General features: G+C 47.7%; 15 protein-coding genes. 11 read left to right on the forward strand and 4 right to left on the reverse strand.

The genetic code is table 11. The features are described from left to right. Positions 1 to 115: 115 nt before the first annotated feature. On the reverse strand, positions 116 to 958 hold the full coding sequence (locus FS628_RS29795) for a hypothetical protein (protein WP_145326602.1): 843 nt from the start codon (positions 956 to 958) through the stop codon (positions 116 to 118). A gap of 10 nt (positions 959 to 968) precedes the next feature. Continuing rightward, the gene (locus FS628_RS29800; protein WP_145326603.1) at positions 969 to 2,960 is read right to left on the reverse strand and encodes a M1 family metallopeptidase; all 1,992 of its coding nucleotides are present in this window, start codon (positions 2,958 to 2,960) and stop codon (positions 969 to 971) included. A 101-nt stretch (positions 2,961 to 3,061) separates the two neighbouring features. Here FS628_RS29800 and FS628_RS29805 point away from each other — a divergent pair, with 101 nt between their 5' ends. Then, a complete protein-coding gene (locus FS628_RS29805; RefSeq protein ID WP_124118860.1) occupies positions 3,062 to 3,565 on the forward strand; it encodes a YwhD family protein in 504 nt (167 codons plus the stop codon). A gap of 199 nt (positions 3,566 to 3,764) precedes the next feature. Here FS628_RS29805 and FS628_RS29810 read toward each other — a convergent pair whose 3' ends face one another. Then, the gene (locus FS628_RS29810) at positions 3,765 to 5,843 is read right to left on the reverse strand and encodes a transglycosylase domain-containing protein (protein WP_145326604.1); all 2,079 of its coding nucleotides are present in this window, start codon (positions 5,841 to 5,843) and stop codon (positions 3,765 to 3,767) included. Between the two features lie 415 nt (positions 5,844 to 6,258). Here FS628_RS29810 and speE point away from each other — a divergent pair, with 415 nt between their 5' ends. The 7 genes from speE to argS all read left to right on the forward strand — a co-directional run bounded on the left by speE (position 6,259) and on the right by argS (position 14,439). After that, the gene (gene speE, locus FS628_RS29815) at positions 6,259 to 7,086 is read left to right on the forward strand and encodes a polyamine aminopropyltransferase (RefSeq protein ID WP_017691306.1); all 828 of its coding nucleotides are present in this window, start codon (positions 6,259 to 6,261) and stop codon (positions 7,084 to 7,086) included. 14 nt (positions 7,087 to 7,100) lie between these two features. Continuing rightward, positions 7,101 to 7,970 (forward strand): agmatinase, encoded by an 870-nt coding sequence (gene speB, locus FS628_RS29820; RefSeq protein WP_145326605.1) that lies wholly within the window; start codon positions 7,101 to 7,103, stop codon positions 7,968 to 7,970. A 944-nt stretch (positions 7,971 to 8,914) separates the two neighbouring features. Beyond that, positions 8,915 to 10,102: a WD40/YVTN/BNR-like repeat-containing protein gene (locus FS628_RS29825; RefSeq protein ID WP_145326606.1), complete on the forward strand. Its 1,188-nt coding sequence runs from the start codon at positions 8,915 to 8,917 to the stop codon at positions 10,100 to 10,102. Between the two features lie 218 nt (positions 10,103 to 10,320). Further along, positions 10,321 to 11,802 carry an alpha-N-arabinofuranosidase gene (locus tag FS628_RS29830; protein ID WP_145326607.1) on the forward strand — a complete coding sequence of 494 codons (1,482 nt, stop codon included), beginning with the start codon at positions 10,321 to 10,323 and terminating at the stop codon, positions 11,800 to 11,802. A 3-nt stretch (positions 11,803 to 11,805) separates the two neighbouring features. Next, a complete protein-coding gene (locus FS628_RS29835) occupies positions 11,806 to 12,072 on the forward strand; it encodes a DUF6171 family protein (protein ID WP_145326608.1) in 267 nt (88 codons plus the stop codon). 265 nt (positions 12,073 to 12,337) lie between these two features. After that, the gene (locus FS628_RS29840) at positions 12,338 to 12,763 is read left to right on the forward strand and encodes a DUF1934 domain-containing protein (RefSeq protein ID WP_017691299.1); all 426 of its coding nucleotides are present in this window, start codon (positions 12,338 to 12,340) and stop codon (positions 12,761 to 12,763) included. After that, positions 12,760 to 14,439 (forward strand): arginine--tRNA ligase, encoded by a 1,680-nt coding sequence (argS, locus tag FS628_RS29845; RefSeq protein WP_145326609.1) that lies wholly within the window; start codon positions 12,760 to 12,762, stop codon positions 14,437 to 14,439. Before FS628_RS29840 ends, argS begins: the two co-directional genes overlap by 4 nt. Before the next feature lie 282 nt (positions 14,440 to 14,721). On the opposite strand, the gene FS628_RS29850 is transcribed toward argS, so the two are convergent. After that, on the reverse strand, positions 14,722 to 15,876 hold the full coding sequence (locus FS628_RS29850; RefSeq protein ID WP_145326610.1) for a S8 family peptidase: 1,155 nt from the start codon (positions 15,874 to 15,876) through the stop codon (positions 14,722 to 14,724). 462 nt (positions 15,877 to 16,338) lie between these two features. Here FS628_RS29850 and rpoE point away from each other — a divergent pair, with 462 nt between their 5' ends. The 3 genes from rpoE (at position 16,339) to FS628_RS29865 (ending at position 19,583) form a co-directional block, all read left to right on the forward strand. Continuing rightward, positions 16,339 to 16,908, forward strand: a complete 570-nt coding sequence (rpoE, locus tag FS628_RS29855; RefSeq protein ID WP_091039194.1) for a DNA-directed RNA polymerase subunit delta — start codon at positions 16,339 to 16,341, stop codon at positions 16,906 to 16,908. A gap of 454 nt (positions 16,909 to 17,362) precedes the next feature. Next, the gene (locus FS628_RS29860; RefSeq protein ID WP_145326611.1) at positions 17,363 to 18,967 is read left to right on the forward strand and encodes a CTP synthase; all 1,605 of its coding nucleotides are present in this window, start codon (positions 17,363 to 17,365) and stop codon (positions 18,965 to 18,967) included. A 229-nt stretch (positions 18,968 to 19,196) separates the two neighbouring features. Next, positions 19,197 to 19,583, forward strand: coding sequence for a response regulator (locus tag FS628_RS29865; protein ID WP_145326612.1), 387 nt, complete (start codon positions 19,197 to 19,199; stop codon positions 19,581 to 19,583). Positions 19,584 to 19,794 lie beyond the last annotated feature (211 nt).

Genomic DNA, 19,794 nt, shown 5'->3' on the forward strand with positions numbered 1-19,794 from the left:
TTTAGTAAAAAAAACCTCGACCTTTGACGGGGAAAGGTTGAGGTTTGCCTATTTGTAAGTACATATTAGGCCATAAGTTTAACATGCGATGGTAACAATTTTTAAACTATCTGCTCTAGCCTTTGGATGTTTTGGACTGCCATAAGCGAAAATGGGCGCATATTTTCCACAGGTTCATTAGACATCTGGCAAGAGGATATGTCTGTTGTAGTATAAGTCCAGTGAGTCCTGTTAGTAACCATGATGCTGAGGTGAATGCCCCGAAGATAAGCAGATGAATGCCGCCCAGTAGCAGTGCAATGCCAATCATAGTGATGAGATGACGTAGTGCAATCCAGAGCGCTTTGAGTGTGCCGTGAGTACCACCTTCTCCTTCCGGTGCAGAAATACCGAACTGCATGTAGAGCAGGATGTGATGAATAACCCAGCCATATATGATCCAGGCAGCTACATATGGTATGCCGGGCAAGAGTAATTGAAGGGAATGAAATCCGTCCATTAGAATGGAGTACAGCTTCGGCACCAGCCAGTAGGCGGGCAGAAGTATTAATAATGTACGTATGGTGTGGAGCAACAGCATCGGTTTCCACAGATTTTTGATTCCGCGGACGAATGGAATGCGCTCTTCTGTACTATTATAGTGCTGAAGCGAGTAGAGCAGTCCTGCCTGAATGAGGGGGCTGATCAACATGCGAACCAACAGCATAGCCCCCAGGATCCACAGATAACGATGAACCTCCGGATGGGTGGACAGGTTAAGTTGGCTTTCCATTTTGAATAAAAGCGTACTTAACTCCCCGGCATCAGGTTCAGGGTAGCGCAGGAGTAGTGGGACGACCGCCGATTGAACCATTCGATAGAGGAAATATCCCCATATGAGCTGATAGAGAAATAACAGTGCTGCAATGAACATATGCTGACGGACGAGAAACCAACCTTCACGTATTTTTGCTTTCACTGTTTCCACCTCACCATGACAGACCTCCGAATATGACTTCTATTAGTTTGGTTACACTCATGCTCCAGCGGGATTTCGCCCGCTCATCCAGTCCGGATTTCAGGAAATTGTTCATGTGGCGGTTCTCCAGCACGATCGTGTATAGGGGATCGGTCATGGCCCAGGAAACAGGGGATGTGTGAGTCAATTTATAGGTGATGCGATCTTCTTTACCCTTCCATTGCTTGGTGAGGATGTGCCCGTCTTCAAAAGCAATGCGAACAGGAACGGCGTTGTAATCACTGCCTTTTTTCACGATCGTCACGGATGACTCGTACAATGTTTGGCCGTCTTTTTGCACAGGTGTAACATGAATATCCTCTACAGCAAAATCAGCCATTCCGTTACCATAGATGTATTGATCAAAATAATCAGACCAGGAAGTACGGGTTACTTGCTCTACAACTTTCTGGAAATCAGCTGATGTGGGGTGTTTGAAGCGGTACTTCTTCACATAGGTAGAGAGAATGCGTTCCATTGTTTTCGCCCCGACTTGATGTTCTATGCCGAGCAATACAAGCTTGCCACGTGTATAGACATTGGCGGCATACTCATTCTGAGAATCGAACTTCCAGGATTCCTGTGTTAATGGTGAAGGAGACGTAATCAGGCCCGATTGTACCGGCAGGTTCGGGATCAGTCCATATTCCTGCTCCATCAGTTTGTCCTCCGCATAAGAGGTGAACCCCTCATCCAGCCAAGCTTCTTCGAATTCGTTGCTGGCAACCATGCCGTAGAAGTATTGATGGCCAATCTCGTGAACTACGGTACGCTCCAGGTCATAGCCTGGCGTGGTATCATCCGCGCCAAAGGCTGTGATTAGCGTGGGATATTCCATCCCTCCGGCACCGTTCCCCGTTTTGGGTGGAACAACGATGGATAAGGTCGCGTAAGGATATGGACCAAACCATTTGCTATAATTGGCTAGTGCGGCCTTCGCGGCATGGAAATATCGTTCTTTCAGGTCCTGATGAGCAGGGTCCAGGTACAGCTTGATTCGTACACCAGGAACATTGGGTGCAGAGAAGGGTTCCTCGGCGTAGACAAAATCGGGTGAGGCTGCCCAGGCGAAATCATGCACATCATCGGCATAGAATTGATAGACTTTCTCTCCATTCTTCACCACAGCTTGCTGCGTTGGAAATCCCGTAGCAGCCACTTTGTATGTTTCAGGCACCCGAATACGCACACTATATATACCGAAGTCGGCGTAAAACTCCGAATTGCCGTGGTATTGGTGCAGATTCCATCCTTCCGTTGTTCGTCCACGCCTGCCCACAGGTTCATAGGCACTTAATTTGGGAAACCATTGACCGGCCATGACAAAATCATCAGCGGTTCCCATCCGTGCAAAAATCTTCGGCAGATTTACTTCGAACCGGGTGTGGAGTGTGATGCTTTCCCCGCCTTTGACGGGTCTGGGCAAGCGTACTTTAATGAGGGTGGTATCCTTGATGTTACCGTCATCTGGCTGCACATACTGCATCCGGTGCAGCAGAGAGAGCCCGTCCTCCGTTTTCATTTCGGTAATGTTCATGGAGCCATAGCCATTGGTAGGCATGACATCACCCCGAAGCTTTCCGCCGGATTCCTTCATAAAGGTGGTATCAGCAGAAGAGAAGGCGTTGGGATACATATGAAAATATAGTTCACTGACGGTTTTTTTACCTGGATGTGTCCAGGTGATCGTCTGAGTCCCTTTCAATACGTTCCCTTCGGCCAGTTTCACATCCATGTGATACTCCACAACACGGTTGCTGTACACTTCGGCGGTAGGGGTCTGTACACTTTCTGGAGGTGCTGGGGTTGGGGCTATTGCCTTGGGCTTGCCCGATTCGGGGGCGAGTACTGGCAATTCGGAGTGAGTTGAGCGATTATAACCCAGAGTGATCCATATCCCTCCTGCAAGTACACACAGGGCCAGGGATGCGGTGAGCCAGCTCTTGGCGCGTCGTGGAATCATCGTTAAATACCTCCCGTTGACAAGCATCTACAGCATGTATATGTTTGCAATGGGCCAATTATTAGTTAAAATATTTGTATCAACCCTTGGAGGCTATAAACATGGACCAAAACGAGCAAAACGGCAAAAAACAGATTGCCTTGAATATCGTTAGTGCAAAAAGCAAGCATAAAGGCTTCGGTGCAGGCTCCATTGATCTGAATAACCTTTCCCCGGTCATTATTGATAATGGCGAAGCCAAGATCGATATCGGTGCGATGCATGCGAAGAGCAAAGTGGAACGCAATATCAAGTTCTCTACCAATCGTGAAGATGTGCCCAACGGACGCCAAGTATGGCTGGTGTGGGTAGCTGTCGATCGCACGGAGGAAGGCCAACTGTATGGTGGAGCAACGGCTTGTGAGATGTGGATTGATACAGAAGCAAGACGTGGGTGGAAACTGCTGGCGGAACATGTGAATCGCATGGACTATGCCTTGAAACGTCGCTTCATGCTGGATGAGCTTGGACCCGAAGCTCGAGCTGCACTTAAGACGCTGCTGATCTCACACAACGAAGAATGGTGGAATGCTTCTCCGGATGAATTGAAGGAAGCACTTGCCTAAGGCAGATCATTCAATACAGTATAAAAGCAAAAAAACAAAAGGCCCCTTGACCGGAAAGTTCGGTTCGGGGCCTTTTGCGTGTGCGTTAACAGTATTCATCGATCTGAATAATTATGAGTTTCCATCCGAAGTGGAATTTCCAAATGGCCAATATGATCAGGGTATGGGGATGACGTAATTAAGTCATCTTGTGTTTGCGTCATTCAACCCACCAACGTTTGAAGTCACTCCACCAGGAATGTTTCTCTTCCTGAATGCCTTGTTGATTCTCTACCTGACGGGCCTTCTGGTCCTCTCCTGGATCCGAATCATCCGTCGTGCCATGACATACTTCTGTTGGTTCAGTACCACCAATAAAGACTTCCAGTCGCTTCTCTTCACAACCGTTGCCTGCAAGCTTGCCAGATTCCGGGTCAATATAGACACTTACAACATGATCAGGCACGGTGAAAATTTTGGGTGGTACGCTTGCAAGTGCCTGCTCTGTGAAATGGGCAAAGATCGGTGCCGCCCGGCGGCCATCCGAAGTCGAGATGGCTTTACCCTGGTCATACCCGACCCATACAGCGGTGGAGAGCTCGGGTGTGAACCCAACCAGCCAGGCATCCGTATTGGTCGTCCCTGTCTTTCCGGCTACCGGACGTTTGATTGTGGCAGACACCCGGTTACCCGTTCCCCCATTTTCGAAGACACTTTCCATTAAACGAGTCAGAACATAAGCTGCTGCAGGTTCCACCACAGTCTCAGCCTTGGTCTGTGGAGATTCATAGAGTACACGCCCTGCGGCATCTGTCACTTGCAGAATGGCGACAGGTGGCGTCCGTTGTCCACCAGCAGCGATGACGGAGAAGGCAGACGCCATTTCCAGCGGACTGACAGGTGAGGTTCCCAGAGCAAGGGAAGGCACAGCGCTCAGGTTGCTTGTAATGCCGAGGTTTTTCGCCATGCTCACAACCTGCTCAGGACCAATCTGCATGATGGTGTTTACTGCATAGATATTGTCTGAAGCGGCGATCGCCTGTCTAAGATCGATCTCCCCCAGATACTTGTCTCCAAAGTTGCCAGGTTTATAGGTTTTGCGGTCATTGTCATAATGAAAGAGCGTAGGTTCACTGTTAAACATGGATGCACTGGTGAGCTGCTTGGATTCCAAGGCTGCCAGATACATAATGGGTTTAAACGCCGAACCTGGCTGGCGTGTGGTCGCCAGTACATGGTTAATCTGATTGGTGCGGTAGTTTTTGCCGCCCACCATGGCTTTGATGTAACCCGTGCGAGGGTCGATGGACACGAGAGCCGTCTCCAGCTCGCTTTTGGCATCCATACCTTTTGCTACAGCATCTTCAGCCGCTTTTTGTACACGTAGATCCAGTGTGGTGTAGATATTCAATCCCCCATGATCCAGCATTGCTTCACTGATTCCCAGCTCTTTGATGGCCAGACTTCGAATATAGTCACGGAAATAAGGAGCACTTTCCACCGTTTTACGTTCACTTTCCGGCTTGAACGAGAGCATTTTCTCATAGGCTTTATCCGCCTCGGATTGGGTGATCTTGCCGATATCTGCCATGGCATTCAGCACAATTTTCTGTCGGTCTTTGGCATTCTTCATATGGTTATAGGGTGAATAGTAGGTGGGTCCTTTCGGGATTCCTGCCAGCATGGCACTCTCTGCGAGATCCAGCTGTTTGGCTGATTTGCCAAAATACATTCGGGAAGCCGCTTCGATTCCGTACGCTCCGTGCCCATAATAGATTTCGTTCAGATACATCTGCAAAATTTCATCTTTGCTATATTTCATTTCCAATTGCGCCGTGTACATGGCTTCCTTTGCTTTGCGAGTCCATGTTTTCTCATGAGACAGATACAGGTTACGCGCCAACTGTTGGGTCAATGTACTCGCACCCTGTGACATCTCCATATGTTCGAGGTTAACGAGCACAGCCCGTCCCATCCCTTGAACGTCGAAACCGTAGTGATTATAGAATTTGCGGTCCTCTACAGCTAAAGTGGCATTGACCAGATCTGGAGCGATTTCCTCCAGTTGAACGGGTACAGAGTCTTTGCCACCTGCGGAGAAGGTAGCGATGACTTCACCCTGACTGTCCAGCAATCTGGAATTCCGGTCAGAGTCTGCAAGGGGCAGGCTGGTTGCATATAGATATACCAATCCGGCAGCGGTAGCGAGTATGGCGAGCACGGTGAGCAGAGACAGGTTTTTAAACAATTTCCGTATACGGAACCCGCGTTTGCGGGTCTTTTGGTTTGGCTTGGTCATGGAACGGGCTCCTCTCTTTTCTTTCCAGTATGGGACTTGATTGGCAGGGATATTCAATCGGGTGCATAAGCGAACAAAATGTAGCATTTTCGCCGAGAAAACCGTTTTGCAGTATAAACGTCAATCGCGTATAATGCAAAAGGGTAATGAAAAGGTAAGATTCGGCACAAGATACTAAAGCGCGTAAGGACGAACAGACGAATGGTCATTGATTCATTGATTAGTCAGACGCTCTGCACGCTCTGGTCAATTTAATCTATATAATGAAGTGAACCGCGGACCTTTCCCGCAGGCCAGCAAATCATAACGCGATATGGCGCCGAACGCTGGACGTGCTTGGGCGAACCGATTATAGTGCACAGCACTTGGGTCGGGTATGGCTGATCATTAACTTTACGGAAAGAAGGTAGAGATTATGGAATTGTGGTTTACGGAGAAACAGACCCCGGTATTCGGGATCACCGCGAAGATTAAACAGACCTATGTTACAGAGAAAACCGATTTTCAAGATTTGGCCATGGTAGAGACCGAGGAATTCGGTAACATGTTGCTTCTTGATGGCATGGTGATGACTACCGTAAAAGACGAGTTCGTATATCACGAAATGGCGGCACACCCTGCGCTAAACACTCACCCGAATCCGAAAAAAGTTCTGGTTGTCGGTGGCGGTGATGGCGGAGTCATTCGTGAAGTCATTAAGCATGCTGCTGTAGAAAAAGCAGTTCTCGTCGAAATTGACGGTAAAGTTATTGAATACTCCAAAAAATATTTGCCTGAAATCGCCGGCAAGTTGGACGAGCCTAATGTTGAAGTGCTCGTGAACGACGGCTACATGCATATTATTGAACATAAAAATGAATACGATGTGATCATCGTAGACTCCACTGAGCCTGTAGGTCCGGCTGCTCCATTGTTTGAGCGCGGTTTCTACCAAGGCATTTACGAAGCACTCAAAGAAGACGGAATCTTCGTTGCCCAAACGGACAACCCGTGGTTCAAGGCGGATCTGATCCAGAAGGTGAACAAAGACGTCAAAGAAATCTTCCCGATCGTACATGTGTACGGCTGTAATATTCCAACCTATCCAAGTGGTTTGTGGACATTCACCATGGGTAGCAAGAAACATGACCCGCTCGAAGTGGATGAGACTCAAATTCCGGAGATGGATACCAAGTATTACTCTCCGCGTCTGCACAAAGCAGCATTTGTACTTCCTAAATTCGTGGAAGATTTAACGAAATAAAGGGGAAATCATTAATGAAATTGGATCAAGCTTATTCAGGAAACGTATTTATTTGCAGCTCTGAGGATTATGAGAACTCCAAAGCAGTTATCTATGGTATGCCGATGGATTACACCGTCAGCTTCCGTCCGGGTTCCCGTTTCGGCCCATCTCATATCCGTCAAGCATCGGTTGGACTTGAAGAGTACAGCCCGTACCTAGACAAAAGCATTGTAGACATGACGTACTTTGACGCTGGAGACTTGCTCCTGCCTTTCGGTAACGCGGGACGCAGCCTAGAAGTGATTCATGAATACATCGGCAGTCTGCTGGCTGACGACAAATTCCCAATTGGATTGGGTGGCGAGCACTTGGTTACTTGGCCAGTCATCCAACAGATGTACAAGAAATACCCGGATCTTATCCTGATTCATATTGATGCACACGCAGACCTTCGTGAAAACTATGAAGGCGAGCCATTGTCCCACTCCACGCCAGTACGTAAAGCAGCGGAGTTAATGGGTGGCAAAAACATCTATCAGTTCGGTATCCGTTCTGGCTCCCGTGAAGAGTTCCAGTATGGTCGTGAGAACATCAACTTCTATCCGTTTGAAGTGGCAGCTCCGATGAAGGAAGCCCTTCCGAAGATGGGCAACCGTCCGGTATATGTGACCATCGACATCGATGTGCTTGATCCGTCTGCAGCACCAGGAACAGGTACAGCAGAAGCGGGCGGCATTACGTCCAAAGAACTGCTTGAAGCCATCCACATGATTGCAGGATCTGATGTCAATGTAGTCGGTTGTGATCTGGTTGAAGTAGCACCAATCTACGATCCAACACAACAGACACAGATTGTGGCTGCGAAGATGATCCGTGAAATGCTGCTTGGATTCGTGAAATAATTACAGAATGATCGATAAACTTAATGCTCTCTTTCTGCGCGGTTTCAAATCTGCGCAGACAGAGAGTACTTTTTATTGCTAACGTTTATCTGCGTGTCCTTAACTATTTCAGCTTAAGAAACGGACTGGATAAAGTATCTGAAACTATTCTCCCAAGAGGAATAATTAAGTTAAGTTAACTTACTTAATTTAACTTCTGTCCAGAGCTATGTTATACTGACTACAACAGTATTCAGTAGTATATGAATTGATATATTACACTCGTGAAGTATATGGTGAATGGGTTCGGCCATATACTAAAAAGAGCCTTTACCGCGCCAACGGTAAAGACTCTTAGGACCCGAAAGGCTGTGGATTGCCACGGCGCGCATGAACTAAATAATGCTATTCAAGCGAAACCCACCGTCAGGCTTCCGACCTTATGAGGTGGGTTTTCGCTTGCTACGAAACTTTTTGCGTAACCAACGGTAAAGCTTTCGCCCACTCAGTATAATACTGAGGATCGCAGCAATCCATCGGATCACATCAAGCAACGCCACAAGTTTGATCATCGACGTCACCCCCTCTCGGGAAGCTGCGCCGTGCTCAGAAAACATCCACCGTTATTCAAACGTCCATAACATTAATTATAGCACGTATGTTCCTATGTCTCTACCATGTATTGCTTGTGTTAGTATAGGCTCACACATGCAGATGTCCTGCCTTAACATGACTCTATCTTAATATTGATGTCTTTTCTTAAGTATCAGTTTTGTTATCATTGGTATCTAGACATTGCCGATTTAACCTAGAGTACACAGTGTTTAGTGATGAATCACCCTTGCCTGCATGATACCAATCGTGGGTAAAGGTGGTTTTTTTCTTGCGAAATTGTCATCGGGCTTCACTGGATTGTTACGTTAACAAGATCGAAATTGGGTAAAACCATAGAAGGAGGTGTTACGATGACAACCAAGAGAACGATGACATGGAAACGGATTGGTGCACTCGCATTATCGTTAACGCTGGCTTGGGGGATGGGACCAGTACATACGCTATCAGGCGCTAACGCTTCATCCTCGCAGGCATGTGGAAAGGGAGAACACAGACTAGCGGCTACATTGGAAAAAGGTAGTGGTGTAGAAGAGCAACACCTGCAATTTACCGATATTGATTTTCTTAATGACACGACTGGACGAGCTGGGGGTGAAGGCTTCCTGATCGGTACCTCGAATGCAGGATGTACGTGGCAGTCCATATATACCGGACAGTGGCAATTCACACAGGTCGATTTTCCGAATAATGTGAACGGATATGCGCTGGCACAAGTGAAGAGCTCACCTGCAACCTATCTGATCCGTACTCATGACGGGGGATCTCACTGGACGCGGCTCGATACGCCGGGCATTCAATTCAAACGCATCGATTTCCGCAATAAAGATGTAGGTTATGGCTACACCTATAATGGTGCATATCAGACGAAGGATGGCGGGGTGACCTGGAGTAAAATCAACACACCTGCCAATACGCGAGCAGCTGCCTTCGCGACAGAGAAACAAGGGTATGCTGTCGTGGTTGTACCCGGATCAGGATATCATTTGAAGCATACGAGTGATGGTGGGAAGAACTGGACAACCTCTCTTCGCGTTGTCTCAGACACATGGAGCGGAGCGGATCTGTATGCACACGGCCAGCAAGTGTGGGCCCTTCTGTATGGTGATGCAGGCATGTCCCAACAATCTTACTCCCTCTATGCGAGCGGTAATCAAGGCAAGAATTGGACACAAGTATTTGCACAATCCACAGCAGGAGGAGGCCCTGCACCTGGTACGAACAGTATAGGTAAAGGTACCGGACCTGCCAATCCTGGTGGTCATCCTGGCAACATGGCGCTGATTGGTAATCAGACGGCTTATCTCTCCGCGGGTTCACCTGCAGCTGGTAAAGTGGGGATTGGACGTTCGTATGATAAAGGTTCCACGTGGAAAAACGTCGACCTGAAAGATCCGGGATATAGTTCCCGCATCTCTTTCCCATCCGCCAAAACAGGTTGGCTTGTTGTAACAAGTGATAACTCCCCGGCAATCTATCAGACTACAGATGGTGGAACCACGTGGACACAAAAAATGTTGTTGCCCTCAGAGCAGGGTTAAGTGGTCTGTTATTCTGAAATAACAACCAGACAAATCCAAATTAGAAATGTATAAAATTCAATTTGGCATGTCTCTGCATGAGTTTGTATAACAAACAAGCCCCTTCCTGATCAACTTCACAGGGAGGGGCTTGTTTGCGTGGAAATAATAACGGTTGAAACCTGCTTCAAAACAAGTTATTGTAAGCGATAACAATACATTTATTGGAGGTTGAAATTATGGTTGATGTTATTCTAAAGGCTGATTCAGATCAAGGATTAATAAATCGCAATATATATGGTCACTTTTCCGAACACTTGGGACGTTGTATATATGAGGGCTTGTGGGTAGGAGAAGATTCACCTATTCCGAATACGGATGGGATCCGAAATGATGTATTGACTGCCTTGCAGAAGCTTAATATTCCAGTGCTTCGCTGGCCAGGTGGTTGTTTTGCCGATGAATATCACTGGAAAGATGGCGTGGGCCCGAAGAGTGAGCGTGCTCGTATGATCAATACGCATTGGGGCGGTGTGGAAGAAAATAATCACTTTGGTACACATGAATTCTTGAGACTGTGTGAGCTGCTCGGTACGGAGCCGTATATCAGCGGTAACCTGGGTAGTGGTACGGTTCAGGAGATGCAGGAATGGGTGGAGTACATCACGTTTGACGGCGAATCCCCGATGGCGAACTGGCGGAAGAGTAACGGCAGGGAAGAGCCTTGGAAACTGAAGTATTTTGGCGTGGGGAATGAGAACTGGGGATGCGGTGGAAATATGCGCCCTGAATATTATGCGGATGAATATCGCCGGTATGCTACATACGTACGTAACTATTCCGGGAACGAGATCTATAAGATCGCTTGTGGACCCAACGAAGGCAACTATGAATGGATGGAAGTGCTGATGCGGGAGTCTGCTCGCTATATGGACGGAATCAGTCTTCATTATTACACCATCCCTACAGGAGAGTGGAATGATAAAGGTGCAGCCACAGGATTCGGAGAGGCTGAGTGGTTCACCACCTTGAAGAAGACGCTATATATGGATGAATTGCTGGTGAAGCACTCCGAAATTATGGACAAATATGATCCAGAGGGCAGAGTCGGCATTATTGTGGACGAATGGGGCACGTGGTATAACGTTGAGCCGGGAACCAATCCAGGGTTCCTGTATCAACAGAATACGATGCGGGATGCTGTGCTTGCAGGCGTTAATCTGAATATTTTCAATCAACATAATAAACGGGTACACATGGCAAATCTTGCGCAGATCGTCAATGTGCTTCAATCACTTGTGCTCACGGAAGGGGACAAAATGCTCCTGACCCCTACGTATCATGTATTTGATATGTATCAGGTGCATATGGATGCGCAGCGACTCGACTTGAATTATGAAAGCCCAGGATACACATTCGGGGAAGAGACCATTCCACAGCTCAGCTTATCAGCATCCTGCAACAAGGATGGGGTCATTCACGTGACGGCTTGTAATCTAAGCCACACGGATGAGTTGGAAGTCGTATGCCAGCTGGAAGCAGCTCAAGCGGCTAAAGTATCTGGGCAGATTCTGCATCATGCTGATTTTGGTGCATTCAATACCTTTGAACAACCAAGTCACGTTCAGCCTGTAGCATGGGATGGAATCACACTGGAGAATAACACACTGCGTTTTGTCCTTCCACCAGCATCGGTTGGGGTACTCGCTGTAGAGGGTTAATGCATGAAAAAGCAGGAACCTTGCAAGGGGTGCAATGAACAATATGATGTGAAGGTTAGCGACGCCAAAATGGCCAGACTTGTGGAGATTGCCTCACGTTCTCGTCCGACGGTGCAGGATGAGGAATATGAGCGTCGACTATCCATCTGCTCTGCTTGTCCGGGATTGCAATATGGTACAACCTGCAGGCATTGTGGTTGTCTCGTACAGGTGCGAGCGAAGCTGAGTGAGTCGACATGTCCTTTTCCTTATGAATCGCAATGGGCCTGATCTAATGAACGAATCTCATTATAATGAAGCAAAAGGGAGTTGCACTTTACAGGTGTGACTCTTCTTTTTTGGCTTTATGAGGAAAAAACTCTGAATTTGGATTTGAATTGAGCGAGGGAACTGGATATAGTTATACAGTAGAGTGTAGGATAGCGAGCTATCCGGGAATATGAGCGCGTATAGCGACACAACAATACGGGAAGGGCTGTTCTCACCGGCCGTGCCTGATTTTGCGTCGCCTCGAATATAATGGAGGTTAACATTCATGTCGAACATGCGACCGGTACACATCCGGCTGCACAGCCGTTATGAAGGTGAAGATGTGCTGCAGGAAATGCAGGGTGAAGCCGTGTTAAAAGGGTCCGTTCTTTATGTTCGTTATGAAGAACCGCAGGTTGGACCTGAGGGGGGTACAACCCGTACAACATTGAAGCTGGGCGGACAATCCATCAAGATTATACGTCACGGTGAGGTGGAATCGGAGCAGACTTTTGAATTGAATCGGAAGCTTCCTGGTTTCTATCGATCACCGTACATGTCGTTTGCCCTGTCCACGCATACACAGAAGCTGGAACTTTCCATTCAGGGATTGAGCGCACGCGCAGCGTGGAGCTACGACTTTTACCGCTTTGATGAAGAATCCGGACATTTCGCGATTAGTTTGCATATACAGGAGGAACCAATTTCATGACACGTAATCCACTAGATACGATTAACGAACGGGTAAGTACGGCCATCGGCAACGCCATTGTGGCAGCCGGAATTGTTACGCAGGAAGAATTGCCAGCCATCACATTGGAAGTGCCACGTGAGAAGACACACGGGGACTTGGCGACCAATGCTGCCATGCAGCTGACCAAGATTGCCAAGCGCAATCCGCGTCAGATTGCTGAAGAGATCATTGCCAATCTGAATCTGTCTGAAGCAGGAATTGAGAAAGCTGAGATTGCTGGCCCAGGATTCATTAACTTCAAATTGGACAAGAGTTACCTTTACCCGGTACTTGCGCTTGTGCAGGAGCAGGGTGAAGATTACGGAAGAATTAGCATCGGAGAAGGACGCAAAGTCGAGATGGAATTCGTCAGTGCCAACCCGACAGGCAGTTTGCACCTGGGTCATGCCCGTGGAGCAGCTGTAGGTGATGCACTATGTAACATTCTCGATTATGCAGGCTATGATGTAACCCGTGAGTACTACATTAATGATGCAGGTAATCAGGTGTTTAATCTGGCGCGCTCCATTGAAGCTCGTTATCTGCAAGAGCTGGGTCAGGATGCTGAGATGCCTGAAGACGGTTATCACGGTGAAGATATTAAAGGGTTCGCCAAGCAGCTTGTTGCTGAAAAGGGTGAAGAATTGTTGTCCATGCATCCTGGTGACCGTGCGGCTTATTTCCGTGACTTTGGTCTGGAGAAGGAATTGGACAAGATCAAGCGTGACTTGAATCGCTTCCGTGTTAACTTTGACATCTGGTTTAGCGAAACTTCCCTCTATGACAACGGAGAAGTGCTGCGAGTGCTTGATGAATTGCGTGACCGCAATGAGATCTATGAGCAAGATGGAGCAACTTGGCTGAAAACGATGCAGTACGGCGATGACAAAGAACGTGTATTGATCAAGAACGATGGCACGTACACGTATCTGACGCCGGATATTGCTTATCACCGTGACAAATATGCCCGTGGATACGACACGATGATCAACATCTGGGGTGCGGACCACCACGGATATATTCCACGGATGAAGGCCGCCATGCAAGCACTGGGCAATGACCCTGAGAAACTGGTGGTTTTGATTGCACAGATGGTGAGCTTGTTCCAGAACGGTGAAAAAGTGAAGATGTCCAAGCGGACAGGTAAAGCTGTAACGATGGAAGACCTGATGGATGAAGTCGGCATTGATGCCATCCGTTACTTCTTCACAATGCGCAGCATGGACTCCCATCTGGACTTTGACATGGACCTTGCTATTTCGACATCCAATGAGAATCCGGTATTCTACGTACAATATGCGCATGCACGTGTATGCAGCGTATATCGTCAAGCTGAAGAACAAGGCATTGAATTGCTGCCACTGGCACAGATCGACCTGTCCAAGCTGACAACAGAGCACGAGTATGACCTTCTCCGCAAAATGGGAGAGCTGCCTGAAGAAATCTCGGCAGCGGCAACAGGATATGCACCTCACCGCATCATCCGTTACGTATACGAGCTGGCATCCCTGTTCCACAGCTACTACCGTGCAGAACGCGTTATTACGGAAGACGCGCAGCAAACTCAGGCGCGTCTGGCGCTGATCGGTGCTGTGCGTACCGTTATCGCAACAGCACTTCGTCTGGTAGGCGTAACTGCACCAGACAAAATGTAAAGCCAGGCTCGCAGCACATCGCCGCGCTGCCTAAGGAAAAAAGTCTCCATGCCCACGTTGCGTAATCAACGTGGTACATGGAGACTTTTTTTGTGTACTCGTGGCTGAGGAACCCGGCCTGCCCCGAGTACAAAAGCCAGCCCTGCTCTGCCATTGCAGCGGTCGCAACCTGGAGGCTCAGCCGCTACGCAATATCACTCGCGCGTGTGCTGTCTGGGCCGAGCTACTGCGTTTCGCCACCAAGCTTCAAGCGAGTCCTGCTGACCGCTGGGCAGATCAGGATCACTCCCCGCCCTCCTGCATTAGCCGTAGGGCGTCAATCTCCCCACCGCGTACCTTGCTTTTTGCGGTGGTGGTCTTGCGGGCGCGCAGCGGGATCGTAGCACGTTTGACGAGTGTCTTGATTTCGCTGGGGGATAATCCGGGATGTTTCGCCAGCAGCAAAGCGATTGCACCGCTCACATGGGATGTTGCCATGGATGTGCCGCTCATCTCGTGATGCTTGCCTTGTACCCAGGAGGAGACGATCTTATCGCCAGGTGCATAGACATCCACGTATGCGCCCCGATTGCTGAAGGACGCAATACGTCTGTTTTTGTCGGTTGCCCCAACGGATATGGTCTGCGGATACCTTGCCGGATAATCAATACTGCGGCGTTTGCCGTCATTTCCTGACGAAGCAACAATGACGATGCCGGCATGATATGCACGATTGACCACGTCAAGAAGCGCCTTGCTCCGTGTTTTCATGCCAAAGCTCATATTGATGATATCGACCTTGTTGCGCACACACCAGTCGATGCCAAGCACAATGTCGGATACATAAGCTGATCCGTTGTGGTCAAATGCCTTCACTGGATAGATCAGGGAGCGTGGAGCTACACCAATCATGCCTGCGGTGCTGTTGGCTGCAGCGATAGTCCCTGCAATGTGGGTACCGTGTCCGTTATCATCATGGGGAAGCAGGCTGCGGTTTAACAGATTGATTCCGCGTGCCAGGGAATAACGAAGATCGGGGTGGTGATAATCAGCACCCGTATCAATCACACCGATTTTAATTCGGTGTCCTGTAGACACAGACCATACTTTGGGTGCCCGGATTTGTTTCACTCCCCAAGGTATGCCTTGGGCATTGCTCGGTTTACTGTGAAGTGCAGTGGCGTGAAGTGAGATGGGTACGTCTGCTTCAATCGTAATCTCATCCCCATAACGGTACAGATCCTCCGGGCGTTGCACTGGAGCAATAATGGAACGAGCCAGTCGCGAGGAGCGGACAGCTTCAAGGTCAGTGAATTCATTCCGCATTCGAGACAATTCTACGAGACAGGCCTCATACTGCTGCGGTTTGGCAAATCGGATCAAATATCGCCCTCCCTGTTCTGGTTCAGGGCGTCGCATTCCGTCAATCAATTGATGCAATAAACCAGTATAGTCCATAATGGGCAGCCCCCTTCGGGATGAACATGCTGAGGTATTCTATGAATGCGCTCATCCCGCCGCATGGGGAACTTGCCCTTTTTTTACAAAAACACATTCTCTTCGTGTCAAAACGGGCGCAGGGACATATGATGGATGGAGAGCTAGAGGGCTCTTGCGGGGAACCTGGTGAGGAGCAATCCTTCAAGGGTATACAGTCAGAAGGCGGAGGGGACTCCGTCTTTTTTATTATGAAGTTGTCGCTTTGGCAAAAGAAGTCATTCCTATGAGTTCGATGTCACTTCATGTTTAATATATGGACATATTGTTGCCGCTCTCCGTATTTGCGTCACATCCGTACATAAAAACTTGCTTTTTAACGCTAAATAGGTTTTACTTAGGTTTGTTAATGGATATGTTATACGTAACAGTCCAGTTCGTAGGGGTTAAAAAGTGAATTTTGTGTGAGAGGAAGTGTCTGCAGTGAGTACCTCGCTCAATTTGAAAATTGATAAAGAAAAGGTAAAAGAGATCCCTTTGGTGGACCTTGCCTTTATGGTGCTGAAAGCGGCTAATACGCCGTATTACTATCGTGACTTGATGAATGAGGTAGCGAAGCAGCGCGGAATGACTGATGAAGAAATCAACGAGTTTATCGCCCAGCTATATACCGAGATTAATATCGATGGCCGTTTTGCTTGTGTCGGTACGAGTCTGTGGGGCTTGAAGCGCTGGTATCCGGTAGCCGGAACAGAAGATTCCATGACGGGTGCGAAGCGTCCGCGTATCATCAACGATGAAGACGATGATCTGGAAGATGAAGACTTCGGTGAAGAAGAAGATAGCTATAACAGCGACGAAGACTTCGACAGCCCGGATAAAGACGAAGATGAAGACGAAGAAGATGAAGACGAAGACGACATCTTTGATGAAGAAGACAGCGAAGAAGAAGTGCTGGTCGAAGATGACGATCTGGAAGATGAAGACCTCGAAGAAGACGAAGAAGAGTCCGAAAACGAGGATGAATTTGACGACGATTCTGATAATCGGTAGTCATTTTTGACGTCTATAATTTACCCGTTTCCCCGGAATAGTCAGCCTTGACAGCAGACGGGGTAACGGGTAAACTATTGCATGGGCTTATGAATGAGCGACAATATATTTATGTTTTTTATAGAAGGTGCCCCGTCCTGCGGGAGTACTTTTTTTTGTATTTTTAGAGGCATAATTTTGCAAAAAGTTTTCAATTCCGCATGCTCCCGGCCAACATTTCATGGCCCGTTTTTGTATATCAAAAACACGAAATGGAATGAAGGCTACCGGAATGTTTGCACCATTTTTTGCTGTAAAACAACGTTTATTTAAACCGTCTTCGCAGAAAGAGCAGTTCGGCAGATGCAGGGAATTTCTGCCATTGCTCTTTTTAACGATGATTACCTGGGAAACAGGTTACGATAACACCATATATCGCCTGAATTTCTGTACTTATATTAGGAGGGTAATAACAGTGACAAAGTATATTTTCGTGACGGGCGGAGTTGTGTCCTCCCTAGGCAAAGGGATTACTGCTGCTTCGCTGGGCAGATTGCTGAAAAACAGAGGGCTTAAGGTAACGATTCAGAAATTTGATCCATACATCAACATCGACCCAGGGACAATGAGCCCTTATCAGCATGGCGAGGTTTTTGTAACGGATGATGGCGCGGAAACGGATCTGGACCTTGGCCACTATGAACGTTTTATTGATATCAATCTCTCCAAAAACAGCAACGTCACGACTGGTAAAGTATACTCTTCCGTCATCAGCAAAGAGCGACGCGGGGAATATCTGGGCGGAACGGTACAAGTTATCCCACACATTACGAACGAGATCAAAGAGCGTGTATTCCGCGCTGGACGTGAAGCGGGTTCGGATGTTGTTATTACGGAAATTGGCGGAACAGTGGGCGACATCGAGAGTTTGCCTTTCCTGGAAGCCATTCGTCAAATCAAGAGTGATGTAGGTCGCGACAATGTGATGTACATCCACGTAACTCTTATTCCTTACATCAAAGCAGCAGGTGAAGTGAAAACAAAACCAACGCAGCATAGTGTTAAGGAACTGCGCAGCATCGGTATTCAACCGAATGTCATTGTCTGCCGTACGGAGTATGAATTGTCTAACGACATGAAAGCCAAAATCGCTCTCTTCTGCGACATTGATGAGAATGCTGTAGTGGAATGTCGCGATGCAGACACGTTGTATCAAGTGCCTCTGAACCTGCGTGAAGAAGGTTTGGATGAGATCGTGGTAAACCACTTGAAACTGACTACTCCTGCACCGGATATGAGCGAGTGGGAAGGACTGGTTGACCGGATCAACAAGCTGGAGCATACGGTTGAGATTGCTATTGTTGGTAAATATGTAGCGTTGCATGATGCATACCTTAGTGTTGTTGAATCCTTGTCTCATGCAGGATTTGCATCCAATGCAGATGTGAAGATTCGTTGGATTCATTCCGAAGATATCACCGATGAGAACGTAGGCGACCTCTTGCATGGCGTTGGCGGCATCTTGGTTCCTGGTGGATTTGGAGACCGGGGTATCGAAGGTAAAGTATCCGCAATCCGTTATGCCCGTGAGAAACAAATTCCGTTCTTCGGTATTTGCCTGGGCATGCAGGTTTCCGTTATTGAGTATGCACGTTCCATCGTTGGCTTGAATGGTGCGAACAGCTCCGAGATTAATCCGGCTACGGAATTCCCGGTAATCGATCTGTTGCCTGAGCAAAAAGATATTGAAAATCTGGGTGGCACGATGCGTCTGGGTCTGTATCCTTGTAAGCTTCAGGAAGGTTCTTTGGCAATGGCTTGTTATGATGACGAGCTGGTGTATGAGAGACACCGTCACCGGTATGAGTTCAACAATGAATATCGTGAAGCGATCGAAAAAGCAGGACTGGTTATCTCGGGTACATCCCCGGATGGACGTCTGGTTGAGATTGTGGAACTTCCAGGTCACCCATGGTTCTTGGCGGTACAATTCCATCCGGAATTCACTTCCCGTCCGAACCGTCCGCAACCATTGTTCCGTGAGTTCGTGAAAGCGTCTCTGGAGAATGCACAGAAATAATACATGGTATTAGTGTTAACGTAATAGATATTGGGATGTTCCAGGCAACCACAGCGGATGCCGGAACATCCCTTTTTTTTTGCGTGAAAAGCAGTTCGAAATGCTTTTTGTCATTTTATGAAGGTAGCAGGATTTTAATGGAAGAGGTAGAATACTTATCATGACGACTATGGGATAGTTATCCAGATTCGAAGGTGTACATGCTTTCCTAATTCTAGGAGGTTACAGAGTGGAAGATAAAAAAGTTTTAATTGTTGATGACCAGAATGGTATTCGAATCCTGTTAATGGAAGTGTTCAGCAGTGAAGGATATAACACGTTTCAAGCACCCAACGGCAAGATTGCCCTGGAAATTGTGAACAATGACAAGCCTGATTTGGTACTGCTCGATATGAAGATTCCTGGGATGGACGGCCTGGAAATCCTGAAGCATATTAAAGAAATTGATCCAGATATCAAGGTCATCATGATGACCGCTTATGGCGAACTGGACATGATTAAGGAAGCCACGGATCTCGGAGCACTCATGCATTTCACAAAACCATTTGATATCGATGAGATGCGAGTGGCTGTGAATATGCAGCTTCGCAATGGTGCTGCCAATAAATGCAGCTGAATCCTGTAGATACAGGATTTTTTTGCGTGTGAAGAACATAGAAGATGCGTGGTGGAAAAATGGGTATTTCACTCCCTCATCCGGGGAATATTGGAAATGGGGAAGTCATAAAGCAGTGTCTATGAAAACTGTGCTGCAAAGCACAGCATTTTTGCAAATGCTTGTTTAGTATTTGACATGGGATGTGGTATAATAAGCCCGTATGTGATTT

The organism is Paenibacillus xylanexedens (genome assembly GCF_007676705.1).
GTDB classification, from domain to species: Bacteria; Bacillota; Bacilli; order Paenibacillales; family Paenibacillaceae; genus Paenibacillus; species Paenibacillus xylanexedens_C.